Source organism: Ligilactobacillus aviarius subsp. aviarius DSM 20655 (assembly GCF_001436315.1).
GTDB classification, from domain to species: Bacteria; Bacillota; Bacilli; order Lactobacillales; family Lactobacillaceae; genus Ligilactobacillus; species Ligilactobacillus aviarius.
On the sequence record NZ_AYZA01000004.1, the window covers coordinates 111,378 to 132,868 of the forward strand.

Sequence of the window (21,491 nt, forward strand, 5' to 3'; positions counted from 1 at the left end):
ATCAACCTCCAATTCTTACTGCCATTATAAACGTTGAAATTGTTTAATGCTATAATTGAAATATTCTGAGAGGGGTTCTTTATGGAAAAAAAGAGAATTATTAAATTAAAAATCAAAAAAATGGGAATTAACGGTGAAGGCATTGGTTATTTTCAGCGCAAAATCGTTTTTGTTCCGCAAGCATTGCCGGAAGAATACGTTTTGGCCCGAATTGAAAAGGAGCAGGCCAAGTATATCAGTGCCGAACTTGTTAAAATTTTAAAAAAGAGTCCGGTTCGAACTCAACCCCGGGATAAGTATGACGTTGGTGGAATTGAACTTGAACATCTTCAATATTCAGCTCAATTAAAATTTAAAGAAGATATTATTCGGCAATCATTAGCGAAGTTTAAGCCGCAGGGATATCGTCAAATGGAAATTCGTCCAACGATTGGAATGGATGAACCATATCATTATCGGAATAAAGCGCAATTTCAGATTCGAAAGTCAAAGAGCGGGAAGATTCTTGCGGGATTATATCGTCCTAATTCGCATTTTCTTGTAGATCTTCCGACTTTTAGTACGCAAAAGCCGTTAACGATGAAGGTCATGCGCACAGTTGTTGCTCTAATCAAAAAATGGAATATTTCGGTATACGACGAGCGGCAGCATCGCGGGTTATTAAAGACGGTTGTGATTCGGGAATCTGAGGCATTTAATCAGATTCAAGTCATTTTTATTACAACGAGCGATCGGTTCCCTCAAAAAAATCAATTGATCAATGATCTTCAGCAGCAATTTCCAGAGATCATTTCAATAATGCAAAATGTAAACCGAAGCCGCGGGTCCCAGATCTGGGGTGATGAGACGTTTAATTTGGCAGGAACCGATTATCTTGACGAGCAGCTTGGAAACGTTCATTTTAAATTATCAGCCCGGGCATTTTTCCAATTGAACCCGCAGCAGACGATTCGATTATATGATCAGGTTGCGCAAGCACTCGATCTTCAGCCGCATGAAACTTTAGTTGATGCCTATTGTGGGGTCGGAACGATTGGATTATCCGTTGGCCAAAATGCAAAGGAAATTCGTGGAATGGATATTATTCCAGAGGCAATTCAAGATGCACGAATGAATGCCCGGCTTTCCGGGATTTCGAATGCGACGTATGAAGTCGGAACGGCGGATAAATGGTTTGCAAAATGGACAAAGGAAGGCTTTGTTCCGGATGCGTTAGTCGTGGATCCCCCGCGAACGGGACTTGATGAGCGGCTTATTCAAACGATCCATCAATTCAAACCGCAAAAGTTTGTCTACGTTTCGTGCAATCCGTCAACATTGGCACGCGACTTAGTAAAATTAACGAATGATTATCATGTGGAATACATTCAATCAATTGATATGTTTCCACAGACAGCAAGGTGTGAAGCAATTGTTAAGTTCAAGAGAAAGTAAACGGAATTTGATTAGGGCGTTAATTATTTTAATTGCGCTGATCAGTGGAATTCAGCTTGCAACTTCTTCAGGGCGGGCAATGAATATTTACCAGCCGCCGCTTGAATCGTTTGACCAAAATGTGAATTACATTCAAGGAACGAAAACCGAGAAGGAATTGACCCAATTGATGAAGAACCGGCACTTTATCGGAACGGTGACGTTGGTTAAAAATAATCATTTGGTATATCAACAAGGATTTGGCTATGCTAACCAGGCCCAGGGGTTAATGAATTCGGGAAAGGTTACGTACCAAATTGCCTCGATCCAAAAAAGTATGACGGCGGTCCTGTTAATGAAAACGGCAGCTGAAAAACATTTTTCACTTGATACACCGGTCAGCAAGTTTTATCCGCAAATTCAAGGGGCCAATTTAATCACCTTACGAAATTTATTAACGATGACTTCTGGAATTGCGGACCAGCAGCCAATCAAGAAACCGGCAAATGATAAGCAGTTTCTCCAATACACGGTTAATAAAGTCAAAGTTAATCCGCAAATGATTGGTCAGCTGCATTATCAGCCCGTTAACTTTGTTTTATTAGCTGGGATCATTCAACGCGAAAATCAGATGAGCTATTATAAATACTTTGAAAAAAATATTATCAAGCCGCTTGGTCTCCGGTATTCATATTTTTATCAGAATATGAATAAATACCGGACTGTTCAAGCCCAGGGGTATCATTTTAATCCGCAAAAGCCGACTGCATATGTTCCGTTTAAGGAAAAACGGGCCGGGTATGATGAACAACTGGGGACAGGAAACTTGTACATGTCAAATGGCGATCTTTATCAGACATTACGGGCATTTATGACTTCCAGCATTCTTACCCCCCGGCAGACGGCAGCCCTGTATTCACCAGGAAAGACGCGGTCAACGTATTTGTCAGGAGTTTATTCGATCCGGCAAACGGTTCCGCAATTACTTGGACAACAGTATGCCGGATATCACTTTCATGGAACGGAATTTGGGTTTGATACGATCGGTGATATTTCGAAAAACGGGGCAGATGCGGTGATTTTTACATCAAACGCTGCGAACTATGGAGCGAATAACAATTATTCATTGGACATCCCGATTTACAAGCAATTAATTGATGATCCCCAAATTTTTTAGGAATTTTGATTAAACTTTGGTATAATACTCATGATGATCGGTGTAATCAACACCTGTGTTTATAGAAAGCAGGCTAAGTATGCGTCACTCACGAGGCCCTAAAGAGGGCGAGTTTATTACGATAAAAAGTTATAAGCACGACGGTAGTTTACATCGAACATGGCGCGATACGATGGTATTAAAGACAAGTGATAATGCAATTATCGGATGCAATGACCATACGCTTGTGACCGAAGCAGACGGTCGGCGATGGGTCACCCGGGAACCGGCGTTGATTTACTTTCACAAGCATTACTGGTTTAACATTGTAACCATGATTCGCGATAATGGAGTTTCATATTACTGCAACCTGGCATCGCCTTCTGTAATGGACCGTGAAGCCTTAAAGTACATCGATTATGATTTGGACGTTAAGGTTTTTCCGAACGGTGAGAAGCGGTTGCTCGATGTAGATGAATATGAAGATCATAGTAAAAAGTGGAATTACTCTCCGGAAATCGACAAAATTCTCAAACATAATGTGTTAACTTTGGTTGATTGGATCAATCACGGTAAGGGTCCATTTTCAAAGGAATATGTTGAGATTTGGTATAATCGCTATCTTCAGTTATCACGCCGACAGTAGAAGAGTAGATACCGTTTATAACTTGAGCTGCGTGGAAAGGGTGCGCGGCTTTTTTGATAATGTGAAAGGAGTTCTGAATGTTTTTAAACGAAAAACGGAAAAAGAAGCTGATGTTTTGGTCAGCTGAACTGTTGTTGCTCGCATCCTTAATTTTTGTTTTTACCAAAATTCGGTTTGTTTTTAGCCCGGTGTTTACCTTTTTCCAAACACTTTTTGCACCATTTTTAATTGCCGGATTTTTGTTTTATTTACTGAATCCGTTGGTTAAAATCCTGATGAAAATCAGGATTAAAAAATTTAAGGTTAAGCGTCCATTGGCAATTGCCGTTGTCTTCTTGCTTTTGATTTCGGTCCTGGGATTAGTGATTTCATTCTTTATTCCCCGGTTGATCGAACAGATCAAATCGTTGGTGATCGGACTTCCAGGATATTTAAGCGAGCTGCAACGCTTTCTGACGAACCTATTTAATAACAGCCATATTGATTGGCTCCAAAAAGTCGATCTGCATTCTTATATGAATAAGTTTGAAGGCTCGTTAACTTCGATTTTGAAGAAGTTTATTTTGTCATTAACAACTAGTTTAGGATCGGTAATTGGGACGATTACAAGTGTTACGGTTACATTGGTAACGGTGCCGTTTATTTTGTTCTATATGTTGAAGGATGGCGAAAAACTGATTCCAACGGTTGAAAAATTCTTCCCGGAACACAATCGAAGCAAGGTTGCGCGGCTTTTGCATGAAATGAGCGCAACGTTATCGCGTTATATTTCAGGACAAATGATTGAATGCCTCTTTGTTGGAACCTTTTCAGCAATTGGTTACAGCATGACGGGAATCCCGTATGCATTATTGGTCGGATTGTTTGCAGGGATTACAAATATTATTCCATACCTTGGACCATATATTGGATTAATGCCAGCGTTATTCCTGGCATTTTCAAAATCACTGCCAACGGTTTTCTGGGTAATCGTTGTTTGCATTGTAGTTCAACAGCTGGATGGTAATTTGGTATATCCAAACGTAATTGGAAAGTCGCTTCATTTACACCCGTTAACGATCATTATTATTTTGTTGGTTGCCGGGAACATTGCGGGCCTTTTAGGGATGATCCTTGGGGTTCCGTTATATGCCGTTACCAAGGTCGTCGTTAAGTTTGTTTACGATATTGCTCAAATTAGAACGACGCCAGAAAAAGAACAATCAAAAGAATAGGCAGTCTGTATTAATTGCTGATTCCGAAGTTTTGTGATAACTTTAAGCATAGGTTAGATTTTAATATAGAAAAAGATGGGATGAAAAAATGACAAAAAAAATTGCAGTTCTTGGCGCAGGTTCATGGGGAAGTATTTTAGCCAGCGTCCTTGTTGAAAACGGAAATCAAGTTATGCTTTGGACGAATTCCGAAGAACAAGCAAAGGAATTGAACGAAAAGCACACTAACGAACATTATATTCATGACTATACATATCCAAAAGAATTAATTACGACCCTTGATTTGAAAGAAGCTGTTACAGGAGCAGACTTTGTATTGTTTGCAATCCCAACGAAAGTGATTCGTCCGGTAGCCCAACAATTGCTTGAAGTCTTAAAAGAACTCTCAATCAAGCCGATTTTGATTCATGCAAGTAAAGGGTTGGAACTTGGAACTCACAAACGTTTGTCACAGGTTATTACTGAAGAAATCCCTGAAGAATATCGTTCAGGAATGGTTGTCTTCTCTGGCCCAAGTCATGCTGAAGAAGTTGCTAATAAGGACATTACATTAATTACAGCTGCAAGTGAAAATCTTGATAACGCGCATGCAGTTCAAAAGATTTTCATGAACAAGTACTTGCGGATCTACACCAATACTGATGTGATTGGGGTTGAAGTTGGCGGCGCATTCAAGAACATCATTGCAATTGGAGCTGGAATTTTGCACGGTTTGAAATACGGTGACGATGCTAAGGCTGCTTTGATGACCCGGGGATTAGCTGAAATCAGCCGGTTAGGAGTTGCGTTAGGAGCAGATCCAAGTACATTTATGGGCTTAAGCGGGGTCGGTGACCTGATCGTTACATGTACAAGCGTTCATTCTCGTAATTGGCGGTGCGGTAACCAATTAGGTGAAGGCAAGAAGCTCGATGATATTATTCAAAACATGGGAATGGTCATTGAAGGAATCAATACATGCAAGGCGGCTTATGAACTTGGAAATCAATTGAATTTGACCCTTCCAATTTGCCATGCAATGTACGATGTCCTTTACAATGATGCTAATATTCCGGAAGAAATTGAAAAGTTAATGACTCGTCCAGGGAAGAGTGAGATGGAAAAATACGACGAACGCTAGATGAAGTCGTTGAATGAATGGGAGAGATTGCGACATTAGTTGCGGTCTCTTTTTTAGTATTCATTTCGCTGGCAAAATTTGACGGTAAAACTAGAATTTTGTAGTATTATTCTTGGATAAATAGCGATAATTAGGTGAAAATATGGGAAAATTACAAATTAAATATATTACAAAGGAAATGCCGCTTATTACTGATAAGAAGGCAAAAGATAAGAAAGCTAAAAATAAAAAGAATGATGATCGGCATCTTTGGCTTTTGCGCGGAGTTAATTTAGACATTAATGATGGCGAAGCGGTTGGGATCGTTGGGGCAAACGGTTCGGGAAAGTCAACGTTGATGCGGATCATTGCCGGATTGGATGAACAAACGACCGGCTTTATTACAACTCACTCACGGATCACCTATGCGGGTACGAACGGAATTCTTGATCCGGAATTGACCGGATTGGAAAATATTCGCAAAGCAATTGCCAAATCAGAAATTGACGACTTTAAGGGTGATCACATTACCAACGCCATTTTAAACTTTACCGAACTTGGCGAATGGTTGTATTGTCCCGTAAAAGCATATTCAACGGCACAGTATGCCCGGTTATCAATGGGAATTGCAATGCACCTGGAACCAGATTTAGTTCTTCTCGATAATGTTTTTGGAATTTTGGATCAACCATTTTATTTGAAGGCCTCAAATAAGGTTCAGGAACTTAAAGACAAAGGGGTTTCCTTTATCATTGCGGATTCAAAGAGTATTGTGATCGAAGGCTTCTGTGAACGGGCTTTATGGCTTCAATACGGAGAAGTTCAAGATTTTGGACCAACGCAATCAGTTGTTCAACAATATAACTATTCTTTGGATTGGTATAATGCACTGTCCCGCCCAGAGAAAAATGATTTTATTGCTAAAAAACAGCAAGAGCAAATGGACTTTAACATTGACAGTGTTTATGAAGAATTTAAGATCGAGCAGTTCCGGCATGGTTACACGCGAAAAGATGAACCCCGGATGCGGAAGGCATTTTTCGTTGAAAAGGGAATTGATCCGGTTTATCAAGATCAGGTAAATAAGGGACAAACCCAGAAAAAGACTAAGCGGAAATGGCCGAAGGTAGTTTTAATGTTAATCTTGCTGGTTGCGTTACTGCTTGGGGCAGGCTATTTCTTAGCAACCAATAAACGGCACGTTCGGAAACCGAATAAACAAGCAGCGGTTGAATATGTTCTCCCAACCAAGAATGCTTGTGATCACAGCCAAATCATAAATCGAAAAATTTAAGGTGGAAATTAAATGATGGATGAAAAGAAACTCAAGGAAGAAATTGAAAAACGCCGGACATTTGCGATCATTTCTCACCCAGATGCCGGGAAAACAACAATTACGGAACAACTTCTTTTATTTGGGGGCGTTGTTCGCCAAGCCGGAACAGTCAAAGGAAAGAAGACTGGTAATTTTGCTAAGTCTGACTGGATGGAAATTGAAAAGAAACGTGGAATTTCCGTTACGAGTTCTGTAATGCAATTTGATTATGCTGGAAAGCGAATCAATATTTTGGATACGCCAGGGCACGAAGACTTTTCTGAAGATACATACCGGACATTGATGGCCGTTGATTCGGCGGTCATGGTAATTGACTCTGCAAAAGGGATCGAACCGCAAACAAAAAAACTTTTCCAAATTTGTAAAATGCGTGGGATCCCGATTTTTACTTTTATGAACAAGCTTGACCGTGATGGGCGCGAACCGCTTGATTTGATCGGTGAATTGGAAGATACGCTTGGAATCGAAGCTTATCCGATGAACTGGCCGATTGGAATGGGCAAGGGCCTTAAAGGACTATATGATATTTATAATAACCGGATCGAGTTGTATCAACGCGAAGATCAAGGCGAAAACTTCCTTGAATTAGATGAAAACGGCGAGATTAAGGGCGACCATCCTTTGAAAGAGGAAAGTATTTATCAACAGGTCTTAGAAGAAGTTGATTTGGTAAAGAATGCCGGCAATGAATTTGATGAAGCAAAGATTGCAAGGGGGGATTTAACGCCCGTCTTCTTTGGATCAGCCTTAACGAATTTTGGGGTTAAGACGTTCTTGGATGCCTATTTGAAATATGCACCCGCACCGTCAGCGCACAAAACAGTTAATGGAACCGAAATTGAACCAGTCCAGAAACAATTTAGTGGATTTATTTTTAAGATTCAAGCAAATATGAATCCAAATCACCGTGACCGAATTGCGTTCGTTCGAATTTGTTCAGGCGAGTTCGATCGGGGAATGGATGTTTTCCTTCAACGAACAGGAAAAAAGATCCGGTTATCAAATTCAACGCAATTTATGGCTGACAGTCGTGAAACGGTTGAAAATGCGGTTGCCGGGGATATCATTGGATTATATGATACCGGAAACTTCCAGATCGGGGATACGATCTATACCGGGAAAAAGGCAGTTCAATTTGAAAAGTTGCCTCAATTCACACCTGAATTGTTTGTGAAGGTTTCGCCGAAAAACGTGATGAAACAGAAATCATACCATAAGGGAATTCAGCAATTGGTTCAAGAAGGGGCCGTTCAGCTTTACCGGAGTTATACGACCAATGATTATATTTTAGGTGCAGTTGGTCAGTTGCAATTTGAAGTTTTCCAATTCCGAATGAAGAATGAATACAATTCTGAAGTTGTCATGACACCAATGGGCCATAAGATTGCGCGGTGGATCGATCCGGAACAGCTGGATGAAAAGATGTCGAGTTCACGAAACTTGTTAGTTAAGGACCGGCAAGACCAACCGTTATTCTTGTTTGAAAATGAGTTTGCAGAACGGTGGTTTGAAGATAAGTATCCAGATGTTAAATTAACAGCTAAATTATAGAAAAAATACCAATGAGTTTTTAGCTCATTGGTATTTTTATAAAAAGCGAACCATAAAAATGTTCCGCTTCAATTCAAAATTATTCAGATAAACGTTCTTTTTCTTGTGAAACTTTATGCTCAATATCGAAATCAAGATATTGCCGAATTGTCCATCCACGATCATCAACCTTAAACCATTGCATTTCGCGACCACCTTCACGTTCGGTGATCGTAACAATCGAACCGTCTTCAATCGAATCAACGGGTTCACCAAATGGACGGTTGTATAAGGTTAATTTCTTGTTTGGAACGAAGTCAATGATTGCTTGGAAGTTCAAGTCAATGGTAAACGGCTTGGTTGAATTATCTTCAATTTGGTATTGAGGAAGAGAATCAACGAAGCGGACTTTATCGTAATCTTCTTGAATCCAAAGATTTCCGCCTAAACAATGCCACCGTTCACCACTTGTTAATTGAACCGTTTCGAAAACTTGCCAAACGGTATCTTTTGCAAGGGTAATGTAAGTATCATTTCCATGTGGAGCATCATAACCAGGTTGTGAAACCCGCATTTTCAGGTATTTAACGTTAAAGTCGACTTCCTTCCATGAAGCATCCCGGTAATAGTAAGTAACAACCTGCTGTTGTTCATTGAAATTACCATTTACAGGTCCCTCTGCCCGAAGCAGGTTATAGCCGATAAAGTTTGGTGGGGTCAATGAATACTTTTCGTCAACCTTTCCAGAAACAAACCGCGGTTTGCCCAGCATATGCAAGTCATCAATATCTTGACTAAAAAGCCAAATATTGGCACCGCTTTGCCGCCGGTACGTTAATGTCATTGATCCGTATGGTTCAACGAAAACGGATGTGAACCCGTCAATGTGAATCAAGTCAAAATGTTCAAATTCTTTGAACTTGAAGTTGATCGCTTCGCCGCGCTTCCCCGAAATGATTTGGGGTGAACTTAAACTACGCCGGTTCTCATCTTGATAAATAATAATAATGGTTGAATCTGGACGCGTTGAAGCCTTTTTAACTTCCGCATGGTGAGAATCTAACTCGGACTTTTTCTCTTTTGATTTCTCTTCATCTTCAGCTGAGGTCCCCAAATCATGCTTGGATTCTTCAGGAAGTTGATTAGTTGTGTCAGCCGGTTCGTTTTCACGTTCATCGGATGATTTAACCGCTTCTTGCTGGCTTTGAGTTTCATTTGAACTTGTTGATGAAGCTTCAACGGTTTGCTTCTCTTCAGCAGGTTCAATGGAAGATTCAATGTTAATTTCATCATTTAAATTTGAATGATTTTCAGGTGAAACTGATGTCTTTCTTTCAAAAGAAGGTTTACGCATTTGTTTGCGGGCATTCCGCCGTGAATTAAAGGAACGCCGAATCTTATTCATAAATTTAAATGCCATAATTTCACCTCCTAAAAATAGTTATCCTTATTAATTATAACGTATATCATTCATTTTTTTAACCATTTAATTAATAAAATTTTATTGGAAATTAGGATAAAAAAGAAGGTGTGACAAAACGTTAAAAAAGAGCGTGGTGGAAGCAGAAAAACGAACGAATCGCGCAGCAAAGATTCGGAGTTTTTCGAACTTCCACTTAGCTCGTTTGTTTTGGAACCCGATTATGCGGATATAGCAAAGAGGTTGTGACACAAGTCACAACCTCTTATCTTAACAATTAGTTGTTAAGACTAATTTCAACGATCTTACCTTCGTTTGTAACGGTTGCCTTTGATGAATCTTGTCCAAGAAGCTCATCTTCAACGTAACTGATTTCTTTATCAGTAACCGGCCGAATCTTGTTTGAGATTACAATTTCAGCAACGTCGCGCTTTTTACGGTAAACAACCTTTGAATTTCCAAGGGTAAAAACTTTAATAAAGTGCGCAGATGTTTTAAGCAACTGTTGCCGAATTGTTCGGGCATAGCTGTTGGTTACATCAATAAGTTGCATGTTAAACCCTCCCTAATTTCTTTCTTCTTTAATTATAGCTTAAAAGCTTTTAAATGACATGCAAAATGAATGATTACGAACATAAAAAAAGCGCGAGTTATTCGCGCTTTAATAACTATGCTTCTTTGTTTTCAGCTTTAGTAATGTGAATCTCGTCATTTTCCAGTTTGGCAGTAAAGTGCTTTACATCCGGATGATCGAGATAGTAGTCTGCGATTCGGTCTTCAATTTGTTCTTGAATGACTCGCCGAAGCGGCCGAGCACCCATCTTTGGATCATACCCAAGTTCAACTAATTTATTGGCGACCGGAGCAGTTACATGGATCGTTAATCCTTGTTGAGCAAGCATTTGGTTAACATCATCGAGCATCAAGTTAACGATCTTCATTAAATCATCTTTTGAAAGGGCATTAAATTCGACAATATCGTCGAACCGGTTCAAAAATTCTGGTTTAAAGTAGTTGGTTAATCGATTCATGATCGAATTTGATTTTCCAGCACTATCTGCACCGAAGCCAACGTTGACAACTGAGTCGCCGCTTCCGGCATTTGAAGTCATGATAATGATCGTATCTTTAAATGAAACGGTCCGACCTTGTGAATCGGTCAATCGCCCGTCATCAAGAATTTGCAAGAACATATGCATGACATCCGGGTGAGCCTTTTCAACTTCGTCAAGAAGAATCAAGCTGTATGGATGACGTCGAACTTGTTCAGTAAGCTGACCAGCTTCCTCATAACCAACGTATCCAGGAGGAGAACCAATCAATTTTGAAACGGAGTGCTTTTCCATGTATTCACTCATATCAAACCGGATCATTGCATCCTCGGTTCCAAAAAGCTCGCGGGCAAGTTGCTTGGCAGTTTCGGTCTTTCCGACACCGGTTGGTCCAACAAACAAGAATGAACCGATTGGGCGTCCAGATTTATTGAAGCCGATTCGATTCCGCCGAATTGCACGGGCAACCTTATCAACGGCTTCATCTTGTCCGATGACATGACTTTCAAGGGATTGGGCAAGGTTTTTAAGCTGTTCTTTTTCCTTGGCCTTCAATTCGCCAACCGGGATATTGGTTTTTTCTTCGACGATTTTTTCCATATCCTTTTCAGTTACGGTTGGAACGTTTGAATCATCAACACTTTCCTGTTGCATTTTTTCGAAGCGACTAACCTGATCGCGGTAATAAGCTGCCTTTTCGTAGTCTTCTTCTTTCAAAGCGGCTTGTTTTTGTTCCTCGGCATTTTTGATTCGTTCTTCCAATAATTTTGGATCGACCGATTCAAGCGTCAAGTTTTTCCGTGATCCGGCTTCATCCAATAGATCGATTGCTTTGTCTGGCAGGTACCGATCTTGAATGTAACGGTCTGATAACGTAACGGCTGCTTTTAATGCTTGAGGAGTATATTTTACATGGTGATAACTTTCATACTTTGATTGGATTCCCTTAAGGATTTCCAACGCTTCTTTAATACTTGGTTCATTAACTTGAACAGGTTGTAACCTCCGTGCAAGGGCAGCATCCTTTTCAATTGAACGGTATTCATTTAAAGTCGTTGCACCAACTAATTGAAGTTCACCCCGTGCAAGGGCAGGTTTTAAGACGTTTCCGGCATCCATTCCGCCTTCAGCGTTTCCAGCACCGACGATTTCATGAATTTCATCGATGAACAGGATGATATTTTCATCCTTTTTCAGCTCTTGCATTAATTGTTGCATCCGTTGTTCAAATTGACCGCGAATACCGGTTCCTTGAACAAGGGAAACAACATCAAGCCGAATGACCTTTTTATTAAGCAGTTTTTGCGGTACGTCACCGTCAACGATTTTTTGAGCAAGGCCTTCAACAACAGCAGTTTTACCAACCCCAGCTTCACCAATTAAGACAGGGTTGTTTTTTGTCCGCCGGTTTAAAATTTCAATTACCCGTTTAATTTCTTTATCCCGTCCGATAACCGGGTCGATTCGACCAGCACGGGCTTCAGCGGTAAGATCGATTCCATATTGGTCAAGGATCGAGCCGTTATTATTTTGACCGCCGCGTTCTCCTTGGGTAGGCGGAACCTGTTCTCGCCGGCGTTGCCCGTTTGGAGCAGCTCCAGCCATTGAGCTAAAGAAATTATTAAAATCAACCCCAAATGGATCGCCCATCCCATTGCCGCTTTCGCTGACCTGATTCTTTAAGGCCCGATAGCAATTTTGGCAAAGATCAAGCGATGTTTGACGTCCATTAATATTAGTTGTTAAATGGATCGTCGCTGGATTTTGATGACAATTTTGACAGAGCATTGACTCACGTCCTTTCTAATTCGTCAAAGTTTATTTGACCAACTTTGACCTTTATTAACTTTTATTATACAAAGTTTAATCAAAAGTGCAAGCCCAAGCTTAAAAATGCATGCTATACTTAAAACAAAGTTAAATTTGGAGGGAAAAGAATGGCAGAAGATTATCAGAAAATTCTCGATGATTTACGGACCGGTAAGTTAAAAGAATATGATGTTGAAATGGACCATTTTATGGAATTTCAACATGTATTAATGAATTATCAATATAAAAAGAGTATCGTTGGTGAAGCGAAACGCGGTGGCGGCGCAGTCTATCATTTCGATGATGGAAGCCATTCCAATAATTGAAAAAAGCGCTTGCTATTTAAATTATTACATGTTAATATTTATCCATGCGGAACGCCTTTTTTTATTACGGCTTTATGAAAACGTGTTCGTAGAAATGAAAAGGCATTTTACTAAGTAAATAATTTGTTTTAAAGGAGCATGATTTATCATGGAAAAGAAAGATTTTCACGTAATTGCAGAAACAGGAATTCACGCACGCCCAGCTACATTATTGGTACAAACAGCTAGCAAATTTAGTTCAGACATTACATTAACTTACAACGACAAGTCAGTTAACTTGAAGTCAATCATGGGTGTTATGTCATTAGGTGTTGGTCAAAACGCTGACGTAACAATCTCAGCAGATGGCGCTGACGAAGCAGACGCAATCGCTGCAATTGACGAAACAATGAAAAAGGAAGGCTTAGCTGAATAATGTCAAAGGTACTTAAGGGGATTGCTGCAAGTGACGGGATTGCAACCGCTGAAGCTTACATGCTTGTAGAACCGGATTTATCTTTTGATAAGAAGACAATTGAAAATCCCGATGAAGAAATTCAACGGTTACACTCAGCAATTGATGCTTCTAAAAAAGAACTTGAAACAATCAAAGAAAAAGCAAAAGAAAATTTAGGTGAAGAAGAAGCAGAAGTTTTCGAAGCTCACCTGACAATTTTGTCTGATCCTGAAATGATCGGCCAAATTGAAACAAAGATCAATGATGAAAAGGTTAATGCCGAATCAGCATTGAAGGATGTAACGGATACATTTATTTCAATGTTTGAAGCAATGACAGATAATGCATACATGCAAGAACGGGCTGGCGATATTCGTGACGTAACGAAGCGGGTGTTAAGCCACTTATTAGGGGTAACTCTTCCAAGCCCAGCATTGATCGATAAAGAAGTTATTATCGTTGCGCACGATTTGACTCCATCAGATACGGCTCAACTTGATCGGCGTTATGTTAAGGGATTTGTAACTGACATTGGTGGCCGGACATCACACTCAGCCATCATGTCACGGACATTGGAAATCCCAGCCGTTGTTGGTTCTGAATCAGCAACTGAAGATATTCATGAAGGCGACCAAGTAATTATTGATGGTATTCATGGTGAAGCAATTGTAAAGCCTTCTGCTGATGAAGTTCGGGAATATGAACAAAAAGCAAAGGATTTTGCTGTTCAAAAGGCTGAATGGGAACAATTAAAGAATGAAAAGTCAGTTACTGCTGATGGTAAAGAAGTAATCTTAGCTGCCAATATCGGAACTCCTCAAGATGTTGAAGGGGCAAATGATAACGGTGCTGAAGCAGTTGGCTTGTTCCGTTCAGAATTCTTATATATGGATGCTTCAGAACTTCCAAGTGAAGACGATCAATTTGAAGCTTACAAGGAAGCTCTTGAAGGAATGAACGGTAAGCAAGTTGTTGTTCGGACAATGGATATCGGTGGGGACAAGAAGTTACCTTACCTTCCATTACCTGATGAACAAAACCCATTTTTGGGTTACCGGGCAATTCGGTTATGCTTAGACCAACAAGAAATCTTTAGAACTCAACTTCGGGCTTTATTACGGGCATCGAAGTATGGTAAGTTAGCAATCATGTTCCCAATGATTGCAACTGTGCAAGAATTTAAAGATGCTAAGGCAATCTTTGAAGAAGAAAAGGCTGCATTAGTTGAAAAGGGCGTTGAAGTTGCTGATGATATTCAAGTCGGAATGATGATGGAAATTCCAGCAGCTGCAATGATTGCTGATAAGTTGGCAAAATATGCTGATTTCTTCAGTATTGGAACGAATGATTTGATTCAATATTCAATGGCTGCTGACCGTGGAAATGAACGTGTTTCATATCTTTACCAACCAACCAATCCATCAATCTTACGGCTTGTTAAGAATATCATTGATGCATCACACAAAGAAGGTAAATGGACTGGAATGTGCGGTGAAATGGCTGGCGATCAAACAGCGGTTCCATTGTTACTCGGCCTTGGCTTAGATGAATACTCAATGAGTGCAACTTCAATTTTGAAGACACGGAGCTTTATCAAGAAGCTTTCAACTGAAAAGATGAAAGAATTGGCTGATAAGGCATTAGATTGTGAAACTGAAGCTGAAGTTCAAGCCTTGGTTAAGGAATATACAAAATAGTTATTAAATTTAGTTAAAGGGTTGTGTTATTCGCAACCCTTTTTTGTTCAAAAAAATTTCATTAAAATGGCACCAAAATCGCGAATCAGTGGCATATTTTTAACAAAACTTGCGTTGAAAAACATGGGTGAAAATAATATAATAAACACTGACTAATTGAAATGCGAGGGATGCTCGTGAATATTGGAATATTTACGGATACATACTATCCTCAAGTTAGCGGTGTCGCAACTTCAATTAAAACGTTACGGGAACAGTTGGAACGTCAAGGGCATAATGTATATATCTTTACGACAACTGACCCGGGAGTTGATAAAAATATCTATGAACGTAACGTATTTCGATTTACAAGTATTCCGTTTGTTTCATTTACAGATCGAAGAATTGCAATTCGGGGTGCTCATCGAGCGTTACATGTTGCCCAAGCCGTGAAGCTTGATATCATTCATACCCAAACCGAATTTTCATTGGGAGTAATGGGGAAATACGTTGCTCGTAAAATGAATATTCCATGTGTGCATACGTACCACACAATGTATGAAGATTATTTACATTATATTGCGAATGGAAAGCTGCTGAAGCCGGTTCATGTTAAACAAATTTCCCGTTCATTTTTACAAAATATGAATGGAATTATTGCTCCAAGTGACCGGGTATTAACGACGCTGCGTGGTTATGGGGTCACTGAACCAATTACGGTGATTCCGACGGGAGTCGATTTAGCCAAATTCAGCAAGGCAGATCAAGTTGATTATCGTAAAAAATATGCAATTGCGGCAGATACGCCATTGTTACTAACGTTAAGTCGTTTAGCGTATGAAAAGAATATTGATCGGCTGATCGATGCGTTTGTCAGAATCAAAGAACAACTTCCAGCAGCTAAATTAATGATTTGCGGTGACGGTCCTGCCCGTGAAGATCTCGAAAACCAAGTTAAACGGCTTCACTTGACGGGAAGTGTGATTTTTACCGGCGAAATCAGTAATGATCAGGTTCCACATTACTATCACATGGCCAATTTGTTTGTTTCAACGTCTGTTTCTGAATCGCAGGGGTTAACATACAATGAGGCCCTTGCTTCAGGACTTAAAGTTGTTACAACCCATAGTCCATATACAGATGAGTTGTTGGATCAAGTTTGTTTGGGAAAGACATATTCAACTGTTGATGAATTTGTAAGTGATGTGGTCGAGTATTTAAAACATCCGGAAAAATATCGTAACGAAAAGGTTTTAGCACAAAAATTAAAGTCAATTTCTGCTGAGAATTTTGGAAAAAGAGTTATCCATTTTTATGAGCATTGTATTGACGAGTACCAACATTCTTAATGAGGAGATTTTATGTTAAATATTCATATGTATTCTTCCGCCTTAAGCGTTAAAGGCCAAGGGGTCGGAAGTGCGTATTCAGAGTTAATTAATCTTTTGAAAGAATATTTTCCAGATAAAATTAAAATTGTCATTAATAAGTTAGGGAAAGCGGATATAAGTCATTATCATACGATTGACCCGCTTTTTTATTTAGAGACGTTTTTACCTGGAAGAGGGGTTAAAGTCGGGTATGTTCACTTTCTCCCGGAAACGATCGAAGGAAGTCTTAATTTACCTTCATTTGCGAAGAAGATTTTTTATAAGTATATGATTAGCTTCTATAAACGAATGGATCAGATCGTGGTTGTAAATCCGGTTTTTGGAAAGAAATTAGAAAATTACGGAATTGATGCGGATAAGATCACATATATTCCGAACTTCGTTTCTAAAAAAGAGTTTTATCCCGAAACCCAAGATAAAAAAGAAAAGATGCGATGGAAACTCGGAATTCCAGCCGATAAATTCACGGTGATCGGGGTTGGTCAGGTTCAAGAGCGGAAGGGCGTCCCGGATTTTATTGAATTGGCAAAACGTCATCCGGAGATTCAGTTTATCTGGGTTGGTGGTTTTTCGTTTGGAAAGATGACCGATGGATATAATGAATTAAAACGGGTTGTTGATCAGCCACCTGCTAATTTAATGTTTCCGGGAATTTTAGACCGTAACGAAATGAATGACTATTATAATGTTGCCGATCTATTCCTGTTACCTTCGTTTAATGAACTCTTTCCAATGAGTATTCTTGAAGCATTTAGTGTTGGCTTGCCCGTAATGGTTCGTGACTTGGATCTGTACCATTCAATTATTAACGGATACTATTTGGGGACAAAGGATGTTGATGAGATGGATGAACAATTAACTTTGCTGCAACATGACCAAGCGAAAATTTCTCAGTTAAAAGAACAGGCATATGCTGGGGCCGAATACTATTCGGAAGAGCGGTTAGCTAAAATTTGGCTTGATTATTATACTCGATTAGTAAAGGATTGAAGATAATGTCACGTAAAAATAAAATTGTATTGGCAATCATGATTGCCATTGGATGCTGTATTTTTGGATATTCGCTCCGTGATGTTCCGTTACACAGTGTTTTAATGAATTTAAAAGACCTTAAATGGTGGTGGTTGCTGGTCGCTTTTGGATTGATGTTATTGTCGTTAGCATGTGAAGCCCTGATTGTTCGCTTCCTGCTGAAGAAGCATTATCCTGATATGCGGTGGCGTGATGTGATGCGGATTCCAATGGTTGAACAGCTTTTTAATGGGATTACGCCGTTTTCATCAGGTGGTCAGCCAGCTCAGATTTTAGCGTTGGCCCAAACAGGGGTTGAAGCTGGTCAAGCGACCTCGATTTTGTTAATGAAGTTTATTGTTTATCAGGCAATGATCGTTGTGAACTTTGTGATCTGTATGATTTTCGGATTTCATCTGATTGCGGCGAAGATGCATGTAATGTCAATCTTAATTGCGTTTGGATTCCTGATTCATTTTTCAGTTATTGTCGGATTACTAATGGTGATGTATTGGAATCGATTCACGCGAAAATTGGTGAATATTTGTCTTACTCCGCTTAAATGGTTTAAGAACAAAGATTTATATCCAAAGTGGAAGATGAAACTTGATGAAAAGATCGACACCTTCTATCAAGAAAGTTTGCGGCTTAAACGCGATAAAAAAGCAATTTTTAAAATTGCAATTATTACGTTAGGTCAATTGATTTTGTACTATATTATTCCATATTTCATTATTCTGGCACTGGGGGTTCACCATGTAAACATTATTGAGGTTACAACGTTGCATGTTTTGATCGTAATGGTAATCTCATTATTCCCGGTTCCTGGCGGTGCCGGTGGTGCAGAATTCAGCTTTGATGTGATTTTTTCATTATATATTCATTCAGGAACGAAATTGGTGCTTGCAATGATTCTTTGGCGAATCGTTACATATTACTTCGGAATGTTCTTAGGAATGGTTGCACTGGTTCAAAAACCGAAGAAAGTTCAACGGGTAGACTCAGTGGAAGAATAGTTTGGGACTGCAGGAATAACTGCAGTCTTTTTTATTGAATTGTGGTTACTTAATGTTTTTTTTGTTAAAAAGTTATGAATTTCGATAATGTATCTATTGTTATTTTGTAAAATTTGCTAAAATGTCTATGGTTCATTATTTTTTATGAACGAATTTAATAAAGAAAGAGGACATGGCGATGGAAAATTCTCAACTCGTGGCAATTATTTCACGACTTGATGCGATGATGAAAGCCGGCGAGAGTGAAACGCAATCTCGTCGTTTTGAAAAAGACGGTGATGAACGTGGAGTTGTTACTTACAATCCAGTAAGCAAGACATTCACTTTAGAAGAAGTTGCAACTAAGCAAAAGTTTGAATTTGATAACATTGATTTAGCTGCAATGGAAATCTTTGATTTATTAGATGATTAAAGAATATTTAAGTTAAAAAAGTGTGGCTTTACGAATGTTTGGTCATCGCTTTTTTAATAATCTATTTTTGGAGGCATAAAGAGATGCGAAAAGCATTGAAGAAGGTGCAAGATTTCTTTAGCAAGAAACTTGTATTTTTTGCGTTGGTAATTATACTGTTCTGGATTAAAACGTATATTGCTTACCAAACAGAGTTTACGTTGGGTGTTTCTGGGACGGTTCAAAATATCTTATTAATCGTCAACCCAATTCCATTTGCATTGATCCTGTTTGGAATTGCCTTGTTCTTTAGGGGAAAGGTTTCATATTGGATTATGATGGTAATTGACTGGATCGAATCGATTTGGTTATTTGCAAATATCCTTTATTATCGGGAATTTTCAGATTTCTTGACTTTAGGGGTTATTAAATCGACTGGTTCAGTTTCAAATAATCTTGGATTGAGTATTAGTAAGATTATTCGGCCAACTGACTTTTTTGTATTTATTGATGTTGTTGTATTGACCCTTCTTTTGATTACTAAGGTTATTAAAGTCGATAAGCGACCAGTTCGGTTCCGTCAAGGGATTATTTCGGTGGTTGCTGGAATTGTCTTGTTTGGAATCAATCTTGGGGCTGCTAACCAAGATCGGCCGCAATTATTAACGCGGACATTTGATAATAACTACATTGTTAAGTATCTTGGGATGAACTTCTATGCGGGGTACAATGCATACCAAAATTATAAGCAAACGCAAACGCGGAAAGACGCCAAGAAGGAAGATCTAAATAAAGCACTGAAATTTGCACGGCAAAATTACCTTCCGCCGAATGTTCAATATTACGGAAAAGAAAAAGGAAAGAATGTTTTCATCATTCACCTTGAAAGTTTCCAACAATTTTTGATCGATTATAAGTGGGATGGTCAAGAAGTAACGCCGAATATTGATGCGTTCTATCATGATCAAAATACAATGTCATTTGATAATTTCTTTAATCAAGTTGGTCAAGGAAAGACTTCTGATGCAGAAACCATGCTTGAAAACTCATTATATGGGTTGCCATCAGGTTCTGCGATGACCGAATACGGTGGTTCGAATACGTTTGATGCAATGCCGGCAATTATGGACCAGCACGGTTACTCAACCGCTTCATTCCATGGGGATGTTGGGAGTTTCTGGAACCGGATCAACACGTATAAAGCATGGGGTTATCAATACTTCTTTGATAAGGACTATTACACAAGTAAAGAAAACTATAATGTCGGTTATGGTTTGAAGGATAAGATTTTCTTGAAGCAGGCAGTTAACTACTTGCAACAACTGCCACAACCGTTTTATGCAAAAATCATTACGTTAACTAACCATTATCCATATGAATTGGATAAGCAAAATCAATCGATTCCGAAGACTGATACGGGTGATGATACCGTTGACGGTTATGTTCAAACGGCCCGTTATTTGGATCAGGCCTTTGGTGAATTTATTAACTATTTGAAGAAAACAGGGTTATACAACAACTCAATGATTGTTGTATATGGTGACCATTACGGAATATCAAATAACCACCCGAAGGCAATTGCACAACTGCTTGGAAAGAAGTCTGTTTCAAGTTATGATTTGGCAATGTTCCAAAAGGTACCATTTATGATTCACGCTCCTGGATTAAAGGGTGGAATTAATCATACCTATGGTGGCGAAATTGATGTTATGCCAACATTGCTTGATTTGTTAGGAATTCCGGATAAACAATATCTGATGCTTGGTCAAGATTTGTTGAATCCAAATCATAGCCAAACAGTTGCATTCCGGGATGGAAATTTTGTCTCACCAACTTACTCAAAGATTGGAAGTAAGATTTATAATAATAAAGGTGAAGTTGTAAACGATCGATTGACTCCTGAAGAAAAACAATGGGTTAAGGGTCAGCAAAATTATGTTGACAAGCAGCTCGAAATCTCTGACCAGATTATTACGGGAGATTTGCTGCGATTCTACCATCCAAAGGGCTTTAAGCGGGTTGATAAATCGGATTACAACTATAATTACAAGGCCGGAATGAAACAACTCCAAGAAGCTCAGAAGAAACATCCGACAAGTTTATTAGACCAGAATCATGGGAAGACGACGGTAAATGACTTTAGTACGGATGCTCCGGAACTTAAGGGAGTGACAAATAAACAACTTTATAAGTATTATCAAACGGCACATTAATGTTTGAAAGGAATCCTGAAGAAGGGTTCCTTTTTTGTTATTGGGGGAAGAATTTCATGTGATATATTGTAAGCAAAAAATAAATTCATTTTTTGAAAAAAAGTAGTTGACGTTAATAAAAAATGTTGATAATATATTAACTGTTGTCAGTGAGACAAAGCGTTCTCACTGTTGATATAAAAGGTCTTGACAATTATTTCATTACTTGTTAAGATATAAAACGTCGTTTGAAGTTGTAAAATTTCTTGTTGACACGAATTAAATAAGATGATAAAATAAGTTTGCTATTTTATCATTTGATAGATCTTTGAAAACTGAACAATGTTTCGACACACAAATGTGCAGGACAATTCATG

18 protein-coding genes are annotated in these 21,491 nt (G+C 39.0%); 15 read left to right on the forward strand and 3 right to left on the reverse strand.

The genetic code is table 11. The features are described from left to right. Positions 1 to 81 precede the first annotated feature (81 nt). The 7 genes from rlmD to FC33_RS00795 all read left to right on the forward strand — a co-directional run bounded on the left by rlmD (position 82) and on the right by FC33_RS00795 (position 8,415). Positions 82 to 1,434 (forward strand): 23S rRNA (uracil(1939)-C(5))-methyltransferase RlmD, encoded by a 1,353-nt coding sequence (rlmD, locus tag FC33_RS00765; RefSeq protein WP_057826720.1) that lies wholly within the window; start codon positions 82 to 84, stop codon positions 1,432 to 1,434. After that, positions 1,412 to 2,590 (forward strand): serine hydrolase domain-containing protein, encoded by a 1,179-nt coding sequence (locus FC33_RS00770; RefSeq protein WP_057826721.1) that lies wholly within the window; start codon positions 1,412 to 1,414, stop codon positions 2,588 to 2,590. Before rlmD ends, FC33_RS00770 begins: the two co-directional genes overlap by 23 nt. Positions 2,591 to 2,669: 79 nt before the next feature. Next, positions 2,670 to 3,215, forward strand: coding sequence for a nucleoside tri-diphosphate phosphatase (gene ntdP / locus FC33_RS00775; RefSeq protein ID WP_057826722.1), 546 nt, complete (start codon positions 2,670 to 2,672; stop codon positions 3,213 to 3,215). A gap of 77 nt (positions 3,216 to 3,292) precedes the next feature. Further along, positions 3,293 to 4,429, forward strand: coding sequence for an AI-2E family transporter (locus tag FC33_RS00780; RefSeq protein WP_057826723.1), 1,137 nt, complete (start codon positions 3,293 to 3,295; stop codon positions 4,427 to 4,429). Positions 4,430 to 4,517: 88 nt separating this feature from the next. Beyond that, complete coding sequence (locus FC33_RS00785) at positions 4,518 to 5,549, forward strand: NAD(P)H-dependent glycerol-3-phosphate dehydrogenase (protein ID WP_057826724.1); 1,032 nt, start codon at positions 4,518 to 4,520, stop codon at positions 5,547 to 5,549. A gap of 142 nt (positions 5,550 to 5,691) precedes the next feature. Continuing rightward, positions 5,692 to 6,822 carry an ABC transporter ATP-binding protein gene (locus tag FC33_RS00790; RefSeq protein WP_057826725.1) on the forward strand — a complete coding sequence of 377 codons (1,131 nt, stop codon included), beginning with the start codon at positions 5,692 to 5,694 and terminating at the stop codon, positions 6,820 to 6,822. Positions 6,823 to 6,837: 15 nt separating this feature from the next. Next, the gene (locus FC33_RS00795) at positions 6,838 to 8,415 is read left to right on the forward strand and encodes a peptide chain release factor 3 (protein WP_057826743.1); all 1,578 of its coding nucleotides are present in this window, start codon (positions 6,838 to 6,840) and stop codon (positions 8,413 to 8,415) included. 79 nt (positions 8,416 to 8,494) lie between these two features. Here FC33_RS00795 and FC33_RS00800 read toward each other — a convergent pair whose 3' ends face one another. From FC33_RS00800 to FC33_RS00810, 3 genes are all read right to left on the reverse strand, one after another. Beyond that, the gene (locus FC33_RS00800; protein WP_057826726.1) at positions 8,495 to 9,814 is read right to left on the reverse strand and encodes a MucBP domain-containing protein; all 1,320 of its coding nucleotides are present in this window, start codon (positions 9,812 to 9,814) and stop codon (positions 8,495 to 8,497) included. A 277-nt stretch (positions 9,815 to 10,091) separates the two neighbouring features. Further along, on the reverse strand, positions 10,092 to 10,367 hold the full coding sequence (locus tag FC33_RS00805) for a DUF1827 family protein (RefSeq protein ID WP_057826727.1): 276 nt from the start codon (positions 10,365 to 10,367) through the stop codon (positions 10,092 to 10,094). Between the two features lie 115 nt (positions 10,368 to 10,482). Then, positions 10,483 to 12,654, reverse strand: a complete 2,172-nt coding sequence (locus tag FC33_RS00810) for an ATP-dependent Clp protease ATP-binding subunit (RefSeq protein ID WP_057826728.1) — start codon at positions 12,652 to 12,654, stop codon at positions 10,483 to 10,485. A 149-nt stretch (positions 12,655 to 12,803) separates the two neighbouring features. Between FC33_RS00810 and FC33_RS00815 the strand changes: the two genes are divergently transcribed. The 8 genes from FC33_RS00815 (at position 12,804) to FC33_RS00850 (ending at position 21,135) form a co-directional block, all read left to right on the forward strand. Beyond that, on the forward strand, positions 12,804 to 13,001 hold the full coding sequence (locus FC33_RS00815; protein WP_057826729.1) for a hypothetical protein: 198 nt from the start codon (positions 12,804 to 12,806) through the stop codon (positions 12,999 to 13,001). A 148-nt stretch (positions 13,002 to 13,149) separates the two neighbouring features. Continuing rightward, positions 13,150 to 13,416, forward strand: coding sequence for a phosphocarrier protein HPr (locus FC33_RS00820; protein WP_057826730.1), 267 nt, complete (start codon positions 13,150 to 13,152; stop codon positions 13,414 to 13,416). Beyond that, positions 13,416 to 15,134 carry a phosphoenolpyruvate--protein phosphotransferase gene (ptsP, locus tag FC33_RS00825; RefSeq protein ID WP_057826731.1) on the forward strand — a complete coding sequence of 573 codons (1,719 nt, stop codon included), beginning with the start codon at positions 13,416 to 13,418 and terminating at the stop codon, positions 15,132 to 15,134. Before FC33_RS00820 ends, ptsP begins: the two co-directional genes overlap by 1 nt. A gap of 176 nt (positions 15,135 to 15,310) precedes the next feature. Then, positions 15,311 to 16,462, forward strand: coding sequence for a glycosyltransferase family 4 protein (locus FC33_RS00830; protein ID WP_057826732.1), 1,152 nt, complete (start codon positions 15,311 to 15,313; stop codon positions 16,460 to 16,462). A 12-nt stretch (positions 16,463 to 16,474) separates the two neighbouring features. Then, complete coding sequence (locus tag FC33_RS00835; RefSeq protein WP_057826733.1) at positions 16,475 to 17,494, forward strand: glycosyltransferase family 4 protein; 1,020 nt, start codon at positions 16,475 to 16,477, stop codon at positions 17,492 to 17,494. Positions 17,495 to 17,499: 5 nt separating this feature from the next. Further along, a complete protein-coding gene (locus FC33_RS00840; RefSeq protein WP_057826734.1) occupies positions 17,500 to 18,531 on the forward strand; it encodes a lysylphosphatidylglycerol synthase transmembrane domain-containing protein in 1,032 nt (343 codons plus the stop codon). A 178-nt stretch (positions 18,532 to 18,709) separates the two neighbouring features. Beyond that, positions 18,710 to 18,943 (forward strand): YkuJ family protein, encoded by a 234-nt coding sequence (locus tag FC33_RS00845; protein WP_057826735.1) that lies wholly within the window; start codon positions 18,710 to 18,712, stop codon positions 18,941 to 18,943. Positions 18,944 to 19,026: 83 nt separating this feature from the next. Next, on the forward strand, positions 19,027 to 21,135 hold the full coding sequence (locus FC33_RS00850; protein WP_057826736.1) for an LTA synthase family protein: 2,109 nt from the start codon (positions 19,027 to 19,029) through the stop codon (positions 21,133 to 21,135). Positions 21,136 to 21,491 lie beyond the last annotated feature (356 nt).

What these genes read in the sequence shown, in the direction of transcription:
- rlmD (WP_057826720.1), top strand. Translation starts at nt 82, where the DNA reads ATGGAAAAAAAGAGAATTATTAAATTAAAAATCAAAAAAATGGGAATT.
- ntdP (WP_057826722.1), top strand. Translation starts at nt 2,670, where the DNA reads ATGCGTCACTCACGAGGCCCTAAAGAGGGCGAGTTTATTACGATAAAA.
- FC33_RS00780 (WP_057826723.1), top strand. Translation starts at nt 3,293, where the DNA reads ATGTTTTTAAACGAAAAACGGAAAAAGAAGCTGATGTTTTGGTCAGCT.
- FC33_RS00785 (WP_057826724.1), top strand. Translation starts at nt 4,518, where the DNA reads ATGACAAAAAAAATTGCAGTTCTTGGCGCAGGTTCATGGGGAAGTATT.
- FC33_RS00790 (WP_057826725.1), top strand. Translation starts at nt 5,692, where the DNA reads ATGGGAAAATTACAAATTAAATATATTACAAAGGAAATGCCGCTTATT.
- FC33_RS00795 (WP_057826743.1), top strand. Translation starts at nt 6,838, where the DNA reads ATGGATGAAAAGAAACTCAAGGAAGAAATTGAAAAACGCCGGACATTT.
- FC33_RS00800 (WP_057826726.1), bottom strand. Translation starts at nt 9,814, where the DNA reads ATGGCATTTAAATTTATGAATAAGATTCGGCGTTCCTTTAATTCACGG.
- FC33_RS00805 (WP_057826727.1), bottom strand. Translation starts at nt 10,367, where the DNA reads ATGCAACTTATTGATGTAACCAACAGCTATGCCCGAACAATTCGGCAA.
- FC33_RS00810 (WP_057826728.1), bottom strand. Translation starts at nt 12,654, where the DNA reads ATGCTCTGTCAAAATTGTCATCAAAATCCAGCGACGATCCATTTAACA.
- FC33_RS00815 (WP_057826729.1), top strand. Translation starts at nt 12,804, where the DNA reads ATGGCAGAAGATTATCAGAAAATTCTCGATGATTTACGGACCGGTAAG.
- FC33_RS00820 (WP_057826730.1), top strand. Translation starts at nt 13,150, where the DNA reads ATGGAAAAGAAAGATTTTCACGTAATTGCAGAAACAGGAATTCACGCA.
- ptsP (WP_057826731.1), top strand. Translation starts at nt 13,416, where the DNA reads ATGTCAAAGGTACTTAAGGGGATTGCTGCAAGTGACGGGATTGCAACC.
- FC33_RS00835 (WP_057826733.1), top strand. Translation starts at nt 16,475, where the DNA reads ATGTTAAATATTCATATGTATTCTTCCGCCTTAAGCGTTAAAGGCCAA.
- FC33_RS00840 (WP_057826734.1), top strand. Translation starts at nt 17,500, where the DNA reads ATGTCACGTAAAAATAAAATTGTATTGGCAATCATGATTGCCATTGGA.
- FC33_RS00845 (WP_057826735.1), top strand. Translation starts at nt 18,710, where the DNA reads ATGGAAAATTCTCAACTCGTGGCAATTATTTCACGACTTGATGCGATG.
- FC33_RS00850 (WP_057826736.1), top strand. Translation starts at nt 19,027, where the DNA reads ATGCGAAAAGCATTGAAGAAGGTGCAAGATTTCTTTAGCAAGAAACTT.